The organism is Pseudomonas sp. NCIMB 10586 (assembly GCF_023127895.1).
Taxonomy (GTDB): domain Bacteria; phylum Pseudomonadota; class Gammaproteobacteria; order Pseudomonadales; family Pseudomonadaceae; genus Aquipseudomonas; species Aquipseudomonas synxantha_A.
This window is the reverse complement of record NZ_SPKQ01000018.1, coordinates 192,790-206,743: the sequence shown is the minus strand read 5'-3', so window position 1 is coordinate 206,743 and position 13,954 is coordinate 192,790. Positions and strand designations below refer to the sequence as shown.

General features: G+C 60.9%; 14 protein-coding genes. 8 read left to right on the top strand and 6 right to left on the bottom strand.

Annotated elements, in window-relative coordinates; all coding sequences use genetic code 11:
• Entirely contained in the window at positions 1 to 780 is a 780-nt protein-coding gene (locus tag E4P01_RS08905) for an IclR family transcriptional regulator (RefSeq protein ID WP_032877646.1), read from the bottom strand.
• Positions 781 to 900: 120 nt separating this feature from the next.
• On the opposite strand from E4P01_RS08905, the gene hmgA reads away from it, so the two are divergent.
• From hmgA to E4P01_RS08885, 4 genes are read left to right on the top strand one after another with little or no spacing between them, the layout of a single operon-like run.
• Positions 901 to 2,184 (top strand): homogentisate 1,2-dioxygenase, encoded by a 1,284-nt coding sequence (gene hmgA, locus E4P01_RS08900; protein ID WP_216090782.1) that lies wholly within the window; start codon positions 901 to 903, stop codon positions 2,182 to 2,184.
• Positions 2,185 to 2,187: 3 nt separating this feature from the next.
• The gene (gene fahA, locus E4P01_RS08895; RefSeq protein WP_078820349.1) at positions 2,188 to 3,474 is read left to right on the top strand and encodes a fumarylacetoacetase; all 1,287 of its coding nucleotides are present in this window, start codon (positions 2,188 to 2,190) and stop codon (positions 3,472 to 3,474) included.
• Positions 3,475 to 3,486: 12 nt separating this feature from the next.
• On the top strand, positions 3,487 to 4,149 hold the full coding sequence (gene maiA, locus E4P01_RS08890; RefSeq protein ID WP_216090783.1) for a maleylacetoacetate isomerase: 663 nt from the start codon (positions 3,487 to 3,489) through the stop codon (positions 4,147 to 4,149).
• 22 nt (positions 4,150 to 4,171) lie between these two features.
• The gene (locus tag E4P01_RS08885) at positions 4,172 to 5,533 is read left to right on the top strand and encodes an aromatic acid/H+ symport family MFS transporter (RefSeq protein ID WP_103733371.1); all 1,362 of its coding nucleotides are present in this window, start codon (positions 4,172 to 4,174) and stop codon (positions 5,531 to 5,533) included.
• A 269-nt stretch (positions 5,534 to 5,802) separates the two neighbouring features.
• Here the strand turns inward: E4P01_RS08885 and E4P01_RS08880 are convergent, their stop codons facing one another.
• Positions 5,803 to 6,606, bottom strand: a complete 804-nt coding sequence (locus tag E4P01_RS08880) for a tetratricopeptide repeat protein (RefSeq protein ID WP_032877640.1) — start codon at positions 6,604 to 6,606, stop codon at positions 5,803 to 5,805.
• A 186-nt stretch (positions 6,607 to 6,792) separates the two neighbouring features.
• On the opposite strand from E4P01_RS08880, the gene E4P01_RS08875 reads away from it, so the two are divergent.
• Positions 6,793 to 7,812 (top strand): Glu/Leu/Phe/Val dehydrogenase dimerization domain-containing protein, encoded by a 1,020-nt coding sequence (locus E4P01_RS08875; protein WP_216090784.1) that lies wholly within the window; start codon positions 6,793 to 6,795, stop codon positions 7,810 to 7,812.
• A gap of 55 nt (positions 7,813 to 7,867) precedes the next feature.
• Here E4P01_RS08875 and E4P01_RS08870 read toward each other — a convergent pair whose 3' ends face one another.
• Positions 7,868 to 8,128, bottom strand: coding sequence for a YebG family protein (locus tag E4P01_RS08870; protein WP_003188807.1), 261 nt, complete (start codon positions 8,126 to 8,128; stop codon positions 7,868 to 7,870).
• 279 nt (positions 8,129 to 8,407) lie between these two features.
• Here E4P01_RS08870 and E4P01_RS08865 point away from each other — a divergent pair, with 279 nt between their 5' ends.
• On the top strand, positions 8,408 to 8,896 hold the full coding sequence (locus tag E4P01_RS08865) for a phosphate-starvation-inducible PsiE family protein (RefSeq protein ID WP_003188808.1): 489 nt from the start codon (positions 8,408 to 8,410) through the stop codon (positions 8,894 to 8,896).
• Here the strand turns inward: E4P01_RS08865 and E4P01_RS08860 are convergent.
• From E4P01_RS08860 to E4P01_RS08850, 3 genes are all read right to left on the bottom strand, one after another.
• Positions 8,893 to 9,210, bottom strand: a complete 318-nt coding sequence (locus E4P01_RS08860) for a DUF3509 domain-containing protein (RefSeq protein ID WP_032877639.1) — start codon at positions 9,208 to 9,210, stop codon at positions 8,893 to 8,895. The genes E4P01_RS08865 and E4P01_RS08860 overlap by 4 nt on opposite strands.
• Positions 9,211 to 9,477: 267 nt before the next feature.
• Positions 9,478 to 10,764 carry a serine/threonine transporter gene (locus E4P01_RS08855; protein WP_148853394.1) on the bottom strand — a complete coding sequence of 429 codons (1,287 nt, stop codon included), beginning with the start codon at positions 10,762 to 10,764 and terminating at the stop codon, positions 9,478 to 9,480.
• Between the two features lie 61 nt (positions 10,765 to 10,825).
• Positions 10,826 to 12,202: an L-serine ammonia-lyase gene (locus E4P01_RS08850; RefSeq protein ID WP_032877637.1), complete on the bottom strand. Its 1,377-nt coding sequence runs from the start codon at positions 12,200 to 12,202 to the stop codon at positions 10,826 to 10,828.
• A 137-nt stretch (positions 12,203 to 12,339) separates the two neighbouring features.
• Here E4P01_RS08850 and E4P01_RS08845 point away from each other — a divergent pair, with 137 nt between their 5' ends.
• Positions 12,340 to 13,287 carry a LysR substrate-binding domain-containing protein gene (locus tag E4P01_RS08845; RefSeq protein ID WP_005785109.1) on the top strand — a complete coding sequence of 316 codons (948 nt, stop codon included), beginning with the start codon at positions 12,340 to 12,342 and terminating at the stop codon, positions 13,285 to 13,287.
• A 213-nt stretch (positions 13,288 to 13,500) separates the two neighbouring features.
• Positions 13,501 to 13,911, top strand: a complete 411-nt coding sequence (locus E4P01_RS08840; protein WP_005785111.1) for an HPF/RaiA family ribosome-associated protein — start codon at positions 13,501 to 13,503, stop codon at positions 13,909 to 13,911.
• Positions 13,912 to 13,954: the final 43 nt, after the last annotated feature.

Sequence of the window (13,954 nt, the reverse complement as noted above, 5' to 3'; positions counted from 1 at the left end):
TCAGGGCTGATAGCCCATGCGCCAACTCACGGCCCGGGTCGCCGCCAGCAGGTGCTGCGCCGCCGGGCCATCTTCATCGGCATGGAACAGTGAGGTCGGGCCGACCACGGTCATCACTGCCGCCACTTGCCCGACCGCATTGAACACCGGCGCCGACAACGCATCCACGCCGGGCATCAGCAGGCCATGCACAAAGTGCAGGCCACGGCTGCGGATTTGTTCGCACACGCTGGCATAGGCCTGATCGTCTGCCAAGGTATGAGCGGTGCCGGCTTGAACCTCGCGTTCGCGCAGTTCCACCGTTTCCCGTGACGGCAGGTAAGCGCTGAACACCAGCCCGGTGGACGAACTGAGCAGCGGCAGCACTGAGCCCAACTGCGTCACCACAGTAACGGCGCGCACTGCCGGCTCGATCTGTACCACGGTCGCGCCCTGGTTGCCCCACACCGCCAGAAAGCAGGTCTCATTCAATTCATCGCGCAGCTCGGCCAGGGGCATGGCGCCGACTTTCAACACATCCATGCTGCCCAGCGCCGCCAGCCCCACGCGCAAAGCCTCCCGGCCCAGGCCGTAATGGTTGGTGGCGGTGTTCTGCTCGGCAAATCCGGAGGCAATCAGCGCCTGCAAATAGCGGTGGACCTTGCTCGCCGGCATCTGCACATGTTCGGCCAGACGTGACAGCGAGGTGGCCGGGGACAATTCGGCCAGAGCCTTGAGAATATCGGTGCCGACTTCCGCCGAACGGACTTTCTGTTTACCGGTGTCGCGGGGCTTTTCCATGGAAGGGCGAGAATCCGAAAGATGAATGGGCGTCTTTATAGCTTGACGGTCAACAGTGATCAAATTACGTTATGCGTAACTGGATTACGATAAATACAACTGACCCACAGAGGATGATCCATGACCCTCGAATACCTTTCGGGTTTCGGCAACGAATTCGCCAGCGAAGCCTTGCCTGGCGCATTGCCCGTCGGCCAGAACTCGCCGCAGAAGGCCCCCTACGGGCTATATACCGAACTGTTTTCCGGCACGGCCTTCACCATGTCGCGCAGCGAAGCCCGGCGCACCTGGCTGTACCGCATCCAGCCGTCGGCCAATCACCCGGCGTTCATCAAACTTGCGCAGCAATTGGCCGGTGGACCCTTGGGCGCAGTGACGCCCAATCGTCTGCGCTGGAACCCGCTGGACATTCCGAGTGAGCCGACGGACTTTATCGATGGACTGGTCGGCATGGTGGCCAACTCGGGGTCGGAAAAACCTTCGGGCATCAGCATCTACACCTACCGCGCCAATCGTTCCATGGAGCGCGTGTTCTTCAATGCCGACGGTGAACTGCTGATTGTGCCGGAGCAGGGCCGCCTGCGCATCGCCACCGAACTGGGCGTGCTGGACGTCGAGCCGCTGGAAATTGTCGTGCTGCCCCGTGGCCTCAAATTCCGTATCGAACTGTTGGATGCACACGCACGCGGTTATGTTGCCGAGAACCACGGCGCCCCGCTGCGCCTGCCCGACCTGGGCCCCATCGGCAGTAATGGCCTGGCCAACCCGCGTGACTTCCTCACGCCGGTGGCCCGCTACGAAGACCTCAAGCAACCGACCACGCTGGTACAGAAATTCCTCGGTGAGCTGTGGGGCTGTGAGCTGGACCATTCACCGTTCAACGTGGTCGCCTGGCACGGCAACAACGTGCCGTACAAATACGACCTGCGTCGTTTCAACACTATCGGCACGGTGAGTTTCGATCATCCGGATCCGTCGATCTTCACCGTGCTGACCTCACCTACCAGCGTGCATGGCCTGGCCAACCTCGACTTCGTGATCTTCCCGCCGCGCTGGATGGTGGCCGAGAATACCTTCCGTCCGCCATGGTTCCATCGCAACCTGATGAACGAATACATGGGCCTGATCCAGGGCGCCTACGATGCCAAGGCCGAAGGCTTCCTGCCCGGCGGCGCGTCGCTGCACAGCTGCATGAGCGCCCATGGCCCGGATGGCGAGACCTGCACCAAGGCCATCAATGCGGACCTGGCGCCGCACAAGATCGATAACACCATGGCTTTCATGTTCGAAACCAGCCAAGTGCTGCGCCCGACCCAGTTCGCCCTGGAGTGCCCGCAGCTGCAACCTGCTTACGACGCGTGCTGGGCCTCACTGCCCGCCACCTTCAACCCGAATCGGAGATAACCCATGACGCAACCAACGCAGACCCGCAGCTGGGTGGCCTCGGCCAACGGTCACGCGGATTTCCCCCTGCAGAACCTGCCCCTGGGCGTGTTCAGTATCAACGGCTCGGCCCCGCGCTGTGGCGTGGCGATCGGCGACATGGTCCTCGACCTGCACGCCGCGCTGGATGAATTTGACGGTGATGCCCGGCGTGCCGTTGAGGCAACAGCGGGTGGCCAATTGAACGCTTTTTTTGAACTTGGCCGTGGGCCACGCGTGGCGTTACGCGAGCGCCTGCTGGAGCTGCTGGCCGAAGGCAGCCAGCTGCAACAGCGCGAAGCGCAGGTGCTGCACCGCGCCGCCGATTGCCAGATGCACTTGCCGGCGAAGATCAATGACTACACCGACTTCTACGTCGGCATCGAGCACGCGCAGAACGTCGGCAAACTGTTTCGCCCGGATAACCCCCTGTTGCCCAACTACAAGTACGTGCCGATTGGTTACCACGGCCGGGCGTCGACCATTCGCCCGTCGGGCACGCAGGTCCGGCGCCCCAAAGGCCAGACACTGCCGGCCGGCCAGTCCGAACCGACGTTCGGCCCCTGCGCGCGCCTGGACTACGAACTGGAGCTGGGCATCTGGATCGGCCAGGGCAATGCCATGGGCGAAGCGATTGCCATCGGCGATGCGGCCGAGCATATCGCCGGTTTCTGCCTGCTCAATGACTGGTCGGCGCGAGATATCCAGGCCTGGGAATACCAGCCGCTGGGCCCGTTCCTGTCGAAAAGCTTTATCACCAGTATTTCGCCATGGGTGGTGACCGCCGAAGCGCTGGAGCCCTTTCGCAAAGCGCAACCGGCGCGGCCCGAGGGCGACCCGCAACCGCTGCCGTATCTGCTGGATAAACGTGATCAGAACGCGGGCGCCTTTGATATCGAGCTGGAAGTGCTGCTCACCACCGCCTCAATGCGCGAGCAGAACCTGCCCGCCCATCGCCTGACCTTGAGCAATACCGAGCATATGTACTGGACAGTGGCGCAAATGGTTGCGCACCACAGCGTCAACGGTTGCCAGTTGCAGGCCGGCGACCTGTTTGGTTCAGGCACCTTGTCCGGGCCGCAGCCGGGGCAGTTCGGCAGCCTGTTGGAAATTACCGAAGGCGGCAAGAAGCCGATTGAATTGGCCTCGGGCGAGGTACGTAAATTCCTTGAAGACGGCGACGAAATCATCCTGCGTGGCCGTTGCCGCCGCGAAGGTTTTGCCAGCATCGGCTTCGGTGAATGCCGCGGTACTGTGGTTGCGGCACGTTAAGAGGGCAGGGTCATGGAACTCTATACTTACTACCGTTCCACCGCGTCGTATCGGGTACGTATTGCCCTGGCGCTCAAGGGCCTGGATTTCACCGCGCTGCCAGTCAACCTGCTGGTGCCGGCAGGCGGCGCCAATCACCAGCCCGAGTACCTGGCGATCAACCCTCAAGGACGTGTGCCGGCGTTGCGTACTGATCAAGGGGAGACGTTGATCCAGTCGCAGGCGATCATCGAATACCTGGAGGAGCGTTATCCACAGGTGCCACTGCTCTCCAGCGATCCGGCAGCCCGTGCCCATGAACGGGCGGTAGCGTCGATCATCGCCTGCGATATCCACCCGCTGCACAACTCCAGCACGCAGAACCTGTTGCGTCAGTGGGGGCACGATGAAGCGCAGTTGCTTGAATGGATCGCCCATTGGGTCAGCCAGGGGCTGGGTGCGGTGGAGCAGTTGATTGGAGATAAGGGCTTCTGCTTTGGCGAGCAGCCAGGCATGGCGGATGCATTTCTGATTCCACAGCTGTATGCGGCCGAACGTTTCAAGGTGCCGCTGGTGGCTTACCCGCGCATTGGGCGAGTGGCAGCGTTGGCGGCGCAGCATCCGGCCTTCGTACAGGCCCACCCCGCCAATCAACCTGACACACCGCCCCTCCCACCTTTGATCGTGCCAACCTAATAAAAAATAAAGGTACCTTGCGATGCACAATCAGATTGCCAGCTTTCGCGCGGCACTCGACGCCCGTCCGGTGTCGCGCTACCAGTGGTTGATTCTCGTGTTGCTGGCGTTGCTGCTGGTCACCGATGGCTACGACGCCCAGGTGCTGGGCTATGTAGTGCCGGCGCTGGCTCAGGATTGGGGCCTGGAAAAAGCTGCGTTCGGGCCGGTGTTCAGCGCCAACCTGCTTGGGTTGACCCTCGGCTCGCTGCTGGTGACACCGCTGGCGGATCGTTTCGGCGTGCGGCGCATCCTGTTGGCCTGTGTGCTGATCTACGCCAGCCTGACCGTACTGATGGTGTTTGCCAATTCCCTCACCACACTGATGGCGGCGCGGTTTATCTGCGGCATCGGCATGGGAGGCGCAATGCCCAGTGCCATGGCATTGATGTCTGAATATTCGCCGCCGCGCATGCGCACCTTGATGGTGACCCTGGCGGCCTGCGGCTTTTCGTTCGGCGGTGCGGCAGGCGGCTTTGTGGCGGCCGGGTTTATCGACAGCTTTGGTTGGCAGGCGGTGTTCCTGGCTGGTGGGGTAACGCCGTTGCTGCTGTTCCCGTTCCTGGTGTGGCTGTTGCCCGAATCCTTGCCACGCCTGTTGCGCGATGCGCCGCCGTATCTGCGTTTGCGCAAAGTCACGGCGCGGATGCTGCCCGACTGGCAACCGCCGCCCGCGACCGAAGCTGAAAACCTGCAGGAACAAGGCAGCAAACTGACGGTGGTGGAGCTGTTTCGCAACGGCTACGCGCGCCCGACGCTGCTGATCTGGGCGACCTTTTTTGTCAGCCTGATTTTGCTGTATTTCATGATCAGCTGGTTGCCATCACTGTTGCTCGAAAGCGGTTTGGCGCTGAACGAAGCCAACCTGGTCACGTCCATGTTCCTGTTTGCCGGCACCTTGGGCGCCATCCTCATGGCCTGGTTTGCCGACCGTCTGAAAAGCAAAGTGCGGTTGCTCTCCGGGGTGCTGGCGGCGGCTGCGTTGTGCACCATCCTGCTGGGCTTGAACCACGACAATCCACGTTACCTGGTGGCCTGCGTGTTCGCCGCCGGGTTCTGCATCATCGGCGGGCAACTGACCCTCAATGCCTTTGCGAGCAATTTCTACCCGGCGCAGGTGCGCGCCACCGGCACAGGCTGGGCGTTGGGGGTAGGGCGTTTTGGATCAATCCTGGGGCCGCTGTTCGGCAGTATGTTGCTGGCGATGCATATACCGGTGGAGCAGATTTTCTTCTTCTGTGCGATTCCGGCGGTGATTGCGGCGCTGTTGATTATTCAGGTGCGGGCGCCGGGCTCCACTACGCTAAAAACGCCAGTGCCTGGCGATATTCTCAATCGCACCTAGGGGGCGTTCTCAATTAGTTTCCCCGTCGCGCCGGGTCTGCTGTTGTGCAGGGCAAGGCGCGAGAAGCGTGGTTTGGTCATTCCAAATAAGCTTCGAGCAACGCAGCCCTGCACAACAGCAGGCCCGGCCCTTCGGGTTGTGCCTTAAAGCGGGCCAGCCTGCGTTGCAGGCCTTGGAAAGGGAACAACCATTCCCAGCGGCCTGCGCCTTGCCTGGCCCGCTTTAAGGCGACAACGCGGCGGGGAAACTAATTGAGAACGCCCCCTAGGTCAATGCACCACTGAATTGGGCGGCAGGTGCCCCAGCCGCTCGGTCAGGCGCAGGCGCTGGATCGGGTCTTCGCTGAGCATCAACGCGTGTTCCAGGTCAAAGCGTTCGGCGCTCGGGCAATCCAGTCGCTGGTACAGGCTGGCGCGTGCAAGGTAGTCGGCGGCGCTGGCATTGCCCAGTTCCAGTACGCGCTCGGCGTCCACCAGGGCAGCCAGGGGATCGTCGTTGGCGAGGTGCAGTTGGCGCAGGTTACGCGACAGCCGCTGCAGGATCGCCCTAGGCTCGGCGGTGTGCAGGTGGTCGGCGTGCAAGTTGAGTTTTGGCCCGTACTGCCGGTGCAGCAGTTCGCGACAGTCGTTGGGATACAGGCGTCGACCGCCGCACGGGTCCAGCAGGTGGTCGGCACCGGGTACGCGTAGCAGGAAGTGGCCGGGGAAATTCACCCCGACCATGGGGATATCCAGGCGCCGTGCCATTTCCAGGGCGATCAGGCCCATGGCCAAGGGTTGCCCGCGTTTTCGCAGCAGCACTTTGTCGAGCAGCGCGGCGGCGGGGCGCAACGGGGTGTGGTCATCCTGGGCAAACCCCAGGTCATTCAGACGCCGCAGCAGCGGCTGGCCGAGTTCATCGGCCGGCAACAAGGGCATGCCCAGGCTGACCTGCTGTTGCAGTACGCGCAGCTCTTGCAGGATCAGCAACGGCTGTACGCTGGCATCGTGCTCGGCAGCCATCCACAGCGCGGCTTCAAACAGCGCAGGGGGTGAACGGTCCAGGCAGGCGAAAAAGGCTGTGCGGGGATTCATCGCGTTCTCCGGCGGATGCCCCGTTTTAGCCTTGCCAGGAATTTTCGTCCAGTATCTTGAAAAATATCCTGCGTGCTTATGTCCTGGATCTTACGAAACAGCGCGGCTTATTCCAGTGCAATCCAGCAGTTTTCTGCCGCGAGCCTATACTTTGCCCACAACCAAAAGTGATTCGGGAGCTCATTGATGTTTGCGCTCATGCACAGCACCCGCCTTGAATCGCTGCACCTGAGCGTCGACCCGGTGACCGGGCTGAAAGCGATCATCGCCATCCACAACAGTCGCCTGGGGCCTGCCTTGGGCGGCTGTCGCTACCTGGCTTACCCCAACGATGACAGTGCCGTGGCCGATGCCGCGCGCCTGGCCCAAGGCATGAGCTACAAGGCTGCATTGGCCGGGCTGGCGGTGGGCGGCGGTACGGCGGTGATCATCCGCCCTGTGCACGTGGAGAGTCGCGCTGCGCTATTCGAGGCGTTTGGCCGCTGTATCGAAAAACTCGACGGCCGTTTCATTACCTCGATCGACAGCGGTACCTCGGTCGCCGACATGGATTGCATCGCCCAACACACCCGCTTCGTCACCAGCACCACCGCCGCTGGCGACCCCGCGCCCCATGCCGCCATGGGCGTGTTCGCCGGTATCCGCACCACCGCCATGGCGCGCCTGGGCAGCGACAACCTTGAGGGCCTGCGCGTAGCGGTGCAGGGCCTGGGCAACGTCGGTTATGCCCTGGCCGAGCAACTGCACGCCGCGGGTGCAGAACTGCTGGTCAGCGACATCGACCACGGCAAGGTGCAACTGGCCATGGAGCAACTGGGCGCCCACCCGATTGCCAACGATGCTTTGCTCAGCACCCCCTGCGACATCCTCGCGCCCTGCGGCGTCGGCGCCGTATTCAACCGCAACAGCGTCGGCCAACTGCGCTGCGCCGCCGTGGCAGGTGCCGCCAGCGCACAATTGACCAACCTGGACATCGCTGACCAGTTGGAAGGCCGCGGCATCCTCTATGCCCCGGACTACGTGATCAACTCCGGCGGCCTGATCTACGTCGCCCTCAAACACGCCGGCACCGATCTGCCCGGCATCACCGCGCACCTATCGAACATTGGCACGCGCCTGACCGAAATCTTCGCCCACGCCCAAGCCGAAAAGCGCTCCCCCGCACGGGTCGCCGATGAGCTGGCCGAACGCTTGCTGTACAAATAGGCCGGGCATTAAAAAGGCCCTGAATCCATGATTCAGGGCCTGTTCAATTCGGGCTTTACTCTGCCGCCGGGTTCAACAACTCGGACAGCGCGTCCGGTTGGCTCTTGAACGCCTTGGCAAATACATCGCGGTTCTTCGCCATGTAGATCCCGGCTTCTTCCACCTGCTGCTCGCTCAACGACGGCACGGCTTTTTGCAACACCTCTGCCAGCAACTCAGCGAGTTCAAGCATCTTGTCATGACGGTCAGCTTCGGCTTTATCCATGAACAAACGCTCCAGATCTCGGCTGCTGCGGTATACCACTTCGACGGCCATTCACCACCTCACATGCCTTCACGATAGTTGTCTTTTGCGACTACTGTATTTATATACAGCGAAAAGGATAAGCCAAACGTTGGGGTTTGGATAGTAGGTTTTTAATGTAGTTGGGAAATGGGGGCGCTGCGCACCCCAGCGGGAGCAAGGATTGATTAAGTGCCTAATGTCAGCCCGCCACCATCTCACTATCCTGTCTATGGCCTTGTTTCTGCATACAGAACAACCGTCACGTCCAACCCGCATTATCCGGTCGAACCGACCTAAGGAAGCATCATCGTGAAAATCAACTGGGCCGAAAGGCTGCGCCAGCAAGTCCACGGGCTGGCCGAGTCCCTGGGCAATCTGTTTGTCGAGTCGTTTCACTACCTGGCGTTGTTTGCCATTGGTGCGGTGACCGCCTGGGCAGCGGTGATGGAGTTTTTGGGGATGCTGGAAAATGGGCACATCAAGATCGATGACATCTTGCTGCTGTTCATCTACCTGGAACTGGGCGCGATGGTCGGGATTTACTTCAAGACCAACCACATGCCGGTACGCTTCCTGATCTATGTGGCAATCACCGCGCTCACGCGTTTGCTGATCTCCAACGTGTCGCACCACAACCCGCCGGATGTAGGCATCATCTACCTGTGCGGCGGAATTCTGTTGTTGGCGTTCGCGATCCTGGTGGTGCGCTATGCGTCGTCGGCGTTCCCTTCGGTGAAGGTCGAGAGCCCGCGCCGCAAGGGCGAAGCGAGCCTTGAGACCGAGAAGGGCGAGCTTTAAAGCCCCACGCTGAAGGGCAGGGTACGGGCGGGCGGTCGCTGCAGGAGTTTGTGGCTGTCGCCGTCCGTCATCAGCTCCAGGATTTCCACGGCGCTATGACCCTGTTCGATGGCGATGCCGAACTGGATGCTTTGCACCAGGCGCTTGAGGCGCTGCGGGTCGTTGCGCTGTTCGGCGCTGATCATGCGCTTGGCCACCACGCCGGTCTCGTCCGAGAGGGTGAGCATGATGCTGCCGTCCAACCGTTGGATGCTCAGATTGACGCGGTATTGGGGGGTGAAGGTGTCGGTGATGATCTGAAAAGGATTGTCCATGGTGCGTTACCGCCTGATAAGAACATGCAGTCATTGACGGCCGGTGTCAGGATTAGTTCGCATTGCCTGACCATCGGCCAAATTCCGTTTTCCTCAATAGCTCTACAGCAAGGGCCGTGCCGTACAGGCGCTGGAAGCTCAATGTGGGAGGGGGCTTGCCCCCGATAGCAGTCTTTGAGCCGAGTATTTATTGGCTGATACACCGCTATCGGGGGCAAGCCCCCTCCCACATTTGATCTGCGTTGTGCTTGAGGTCGGTGAGCTATTTCAGGGCATCACGGAAAAAACGATCGCAGACAGCGCAATCAGCCCGATGACCACCACAAACACATTCGATACCTGTCCCGAATACTGGCGCAGCGATGGCACGCGGCGAATCGCGTACATCGGCATCAGGAACAGCAGACACGCGATAATCGGTCCGCCCATGGTTTCGATCATGCCCAGAATGCTTGGGTTGAAGGTGGCCACGGCCCAGCAGGTCAGCACCATGAACAGCGCGGTGGAGCGTTCCAGCCATTTCGCCGACATCGAGCGGTTGCGCCCGCGCAGGGATTTGACGATCAAGCCCTGGAAGCCTTCGCTGGCGCCGATGTAGTGGCCCAGGAACGATTTGGTAATCGCCACCAGCGCGATCAGCGGCGCGGCGTAGGCGATCACTGGGGTCTGGAAGTGGTTGGCCAGGTACGACAGGATCGAGATGTTCTGCGCCTTGGCGGCGGCCAGGTCAGCAGGTGACAGCGCCAGTACGCAACTGAAGCAGAAGAACATCACCGTCAATACCATCATGGCGTGGGCGGTGGCGAGGATGCCGCTGCTTTTGCGCTCGGCCTGGGCGCCGTAGACGCGCTTCTGGTCCACGGCGAAAGCGGAGATGATCGGTGAGTGGTTGAACGAGAACACCATCACCGGGATCGCCAGCCACAGCGTCTTGAAGAACAGCGGCAGCGGCATGCCTTCGCTGGCGGAGGCGAAGAACGCGCCATTCCAGTTGGGGATCAGGCTGACAGCCAGCAGCAACAGCGCAGCAACGAAAGGGTACACCAGCACACTCATGGCCTTGACGATCACACCCTGGCCACAACGCACGATGGCCATCAGGCCGAGGATCAGCACCAGGGACAAGATCGCACGGGGCGGTGGGGTCATGTGCAGTTGGTGCTCCATGAAACTGCCCAATGTGTTGGTCAGTGCCACGCTGTACACCAGCAGGATCGGGAAGATCGCAAAGAAGTAGAGTAGGGTGATCAGCTTGCCGGCGCCGACACCAAAGTGTTCCTCGACCACTTCGGTGATGTCGCCGGATTTGCCCGACAACACAAAGCGCGTCAGCCCACGGTGGGCGAAGAAAGTCATCGGAAAAGCCAGCAGCGCCAGCACGATCAGCGGCCAGAACCCGCCGACGCCTGCGTTGATCGGCAGGAACAGGGTACCGGCGCCGATGGCGGTGCCGTAGAGGCCGAGCATCCAGGTGGTGTCGTGTTTGGTCCAGCCGGTGGTAACGGTGTTGTCCAGAGCGGGATTTTCGGCAGCAGGTGTACGTACATCAGTCATCGGTATTGCCTCGTTATTATTTTTGCGCGGGCTCACGTTGGGGCGGGTAGTAGTGCTCCGATCAGCACTCCACCCAGCTGACCGCCAGGCCGCCCCGTGAAGTTTCTTTGTATTTGTCATGCATATCGGCGCCGGTATCGCGCATGGTGCGGATTACCCGGTCGAGGGAAATGAAGTGCTTGCCGTCACCGCGCAGGGCCATTTGCGTGGCGTTGATCGCCTTGACCGCGGCAATGGCATTACGCTCGATGCACGGCACCTGCACCAGGCCGCCGACCGGGTCGCAGGTCAGGCCGAGGTTATGTTCCAGGCCGATTTCGGCGGCGTTTTCCAGTTGCTCGGGGGTGGCGCCGAGAATATCGGCCAGGCCGGCAGCGGCCATGGCGCAGGCCGAGCCCACTTCGCCCTGGCAGCCGACTTCGGCGCCGGAGATCGAGGCGTTTTTCTTGCAGAGGATGCCGACGGCGGCGGCGGCCAGGAAGAAATTGACCACATCATCGTCAGACGCGTCGGCGTTGAATTTCATGTAGTAATGCAGCACCGCCGGGATGATGCCGGCCGCGCCATTGGTCGGGGCAGTGACCATGCGCCCGCCGGCGGCGTTTTCTTCGTTGACGGCGAGGGCGAACAGGTTGACCCATTCCATCGCCGACAAGGTTGAAGTGATCACATTGGGTTTGCCGATTTCCAGCAGGCTGCGGTGCAGTTTCGCCGCCCTGCGCGGTACGTCCAGGCCGCCGGGCAGGATGCCTTCATCGCGCAGGCCCTGTTCCACGCATTCGCGCATCACCGACCAGATGTGCAGCAGGCCACTACGGATCTCTTCGTCGCTGCGCCACGCACGTTCGTTGGCCATCATCAGTTCGGAAACCCGCAAGCCATGCTTGTTGCACAACGCCAGCAGTTCCACGGCACTGGAAAAGTCGTAGGGCAATTGCACGTCGCTGGTCGGCGCAATGCCCGAGGCGGCTTCCGCGGCTTCGATGATGAAACCACCGCCTACCGAGTAATAGGTCTGCTCGCTCAGCAGGCCGCTGTCGCCATAGGCGTGCAGGGACATGGCGTTGGGGTGGTAAGGCAGGCTTTCATCCAGCAGCAGCAGGTCGGTGTGCCAGTTGAAAGCGATTGCCTGGGAGCCGGCCAACAGCAATTGACCCGACTCGCGCAGTTGCTGGATACGCGCATTGATCGAGGTGGGGTCGACGCGGTCCGGCCATTCGCCCATCAAGCCCATCACACAGGCGCGATCAGTGGCATGGCCTACGCCGGTGGCGGACAGCGAGCCGTACAGGCGCACTTCAACGCGGCGGGTTTGGCTGAGCAAATGCTGATCGGTCAGGGCCTGGGCGAACGTCGCGGCAGCGCGCATCGGGCCGACGGTATGGGAGCTGGAGGGGCCAATGCCCACCTTGAATAGATCGAAAACACTGATAGCCATGCTAAAGCCTTACAAGCAATGGAGTAGAAATCGCTGCCATGTTTTGTAGAGCAGGCGGAATTGGCGCGATACTGAGCCTCTGGATCGGCACTGACCAACGAATTATCCTAAGACACCCTTTAGCAGGACTAAACGCTATGACCCGCCCCCTTCACGGCCAGACCTATGTGTGGCTGCATGTGTTTTCTTGCGCTGCACGGCATCTGTCGTTCACCCGCTGCGCCGAAGAACTGCACATCACACCGGGGGCGGTGAGCCAGCAGATTCGCCAGTTGGAGGAGCGCCTGGGCTTTCGTCTGTTTCATCGGCGCGCCCGTGGCGTTGAACTCAGCGCCGAGGGGCAGCGCCTGGCGGCGGTGGTCGGCGAGGCTTATGGCAGCATTGATGCGGAATTGCAGCGCTTGGATGCCGGGATGATCAGCGGCACCCTGCGCCTGCGCTCGATCCCCTCGTTTCTCGGCAAATGGCTGACCCCGCGCCTGCCACGTTTGCAGCAGCGCTTTCCCGATATCCAACTGCGCATGGTCGCCGAAGACAGCAGCATCGCCCTGCATGAAGGCGACTTCGACCTGGCCATCGACCTCAACGATGGCAGCTACCCCGGCTTGTTATCCACAGCCCTGCTGGACGAGCAGATATTCCCGGTGTGCGCCCCCAGCCTTCTACGTGGACGGCCGCCGTTGCATGGCCCGGCCGATCTGGCGCATTTTCCGCTGCTGCACGACATCACTGCCTGGCGTGGGAGTTATGAATATGCCGAGTGGGAGTTCTACCTGAATGCCATCGGCCACCACGGTGCCGACGTGCGGCGCGGGCATACCTTCAACCGCAACCACCTGACCATCGAAGCCGCCATTGCCGGCATGGGGGTAGCGATTGCGCGGCGCACGTTGCTCAATGATGAACTGGAGCGCGGCACCTTGATTGTGCCGTTTGGCCTGGCCGTGCCCAACCATAAGCGCTATGTGCTGCTGTATGCGCCAGGTGCATTGAGCCACCCCGGCGTGCGCGCGGTGCACGACTGGCTGGTGGAGGAAGCAGGGATTTTTCGCGGTTTGCACCCGTTGGGAGAGGGGCAATTGTGAGGAAAACAGAACGTAAGAAGTTGTAACTAACTCCCCACCCTACCAGCGTTTTTGCCCGTCGTCAGGGTTAATTTGTAATGTAGGATTTATCTTTGCAAAGGGGTTGAATTGTTTTAGCAGGTGCTCAATTGTGTAATCAGGAGGTCATGGTTTCACCACCCCGGTGTTGCAGTTTGTGATCTCTGGCGAGCTAGCTGAAATAAGGGAAGAACTATGCAAATCCAAGTCAATAGCGATAACCATATTGAAAGCAGCATCCGACTGGAGGAGTGGGTACGTACTACCATTGAGAGCACGCTCGAACGTTACGAAGAAGACCTGACCCGCGTTGAGGTTTACCTGCGGGATGAGAACGGCGACAAGCCCGGTCCCCACGATTTAAGTTGCCGCCTGGAAGCACGGCCAAAGGGCCACCAACCAGTTTCCGTGTGCCATAAAGCCGATACGCTGGAGCAAGCGATCGATGGCGCCGCCACTAAGCTGGATCATGCGTTGGAGCACCTGTTCGGCAAACTGCAAGGCAAGCCTCGCGCTGCCGGGAAAAACCAGCCGATCAACAAAGTGAATGAAGACGCGCTGGAAGAGGAATTCCTGGAAAACGAAAACGCTGTCATTAACAGCTAACTGTTTTTTCATTCCCCACTGAAAACGGGCCTGCATATGCAGG

What these genes read in the sequence shown, in the direction of transcription:
- fahA (WP_078820349.1), top strand. Translation starts at nt 2,188, where the DNA reads ATGACGCAACCAACGCAGACCCGCAGCTGGGTGGCCTCGGCCAACGGT.
- E4P01_RS08880 (WP_032877640.1), bottom strand. Translation starts at nt 6,606, where the DNA reads ATGAATCCCCGCACAGCCTTTTTCGCCTGCCTGGACCGTTCACCCCCT.
- maiA (WP_216090783.1), top strand. Translation starts at nt 3,487, where the DNA reads ATGGAACTCTATACTTACTACCGTTCCACCGCGTCGTATCGGGTACGT.
- E4P01_RS08885 (WP_103733371.1), top strand. Translation starts at nt 4,172, where the DNA reads ATGCACAATCAGATTGCCAGCTTTCGCGCGGCACTCGACGCCCGTCCG.
- E4P01_RS08860 (WP_032877639.1), bottom strand. Translation starts at nt 9,210, where the DNA reads ATGGACAATCCTTTTCAGATCATCACCGACACCTTCACCCCCCAATAC.
- hmgA (WP_216090782.1), top strand. Translation starts at nt 901, where the DNA reads ATGACCCTCGAATACCTTTCGGGTTTCGGCAACGAATTCGCCAGCGAA.
- E4P01_RS08840 (WP_005785111.1), top strand. Translation starts at nt 13,501, where the DNA reads ATGCAAATCCAAGTCAATAGCGATAACCATATTGAAAGCAGCATCCGA.
- E4P01_RS08875 (WP_216090784.1), top strand. Translation starts at nt 6,793, where the DNA reads ATGTTTGCGCTCATGCACAGCACCCGCCTTGAATCGCTGCACCTGAGC.
- E4P01_RS08905 (WP_032877646.1), bottom strand. Translation starts at nt 780, where the DNA reads ATGGAAAAGCCCCGCGACACCGGTAAACAGAAAGTCCGTTCGGCGGAA.
- E4P01_RS08850 (WP_032877637.1), bottom strand. Translation starts at nt 12,202, where the DNA reads ATGGCTATCAGTGTTTTCGATCTATTCAAGGTGGGCATTGGCCCCTCC.
- E4P01_RS08845 (WP_005785109.1), top strand. Translation starts at nt 12,340, where the DNA reads ATGACCCGCCCCCTTCACGGCCAGACCTATGTGTGGCTGCATGTGTTT.
- E4P01_RS08870 (WP_003188807.1), bottom strand. Translation starts at nt 8,128, where the DNA reads ATGGCCGTCGAAGTGGTATACCGCAGCAGCCGAGATCTGGAGCGTTTG.
- E4P01_RS08855 (WP_148853394.1), bottom strand. Translation starts at nt 10,764, where the DNA reads ATGACTGATGTACGTACACCTGCTGCCGAAAATCCCGCTCTGGACAAC.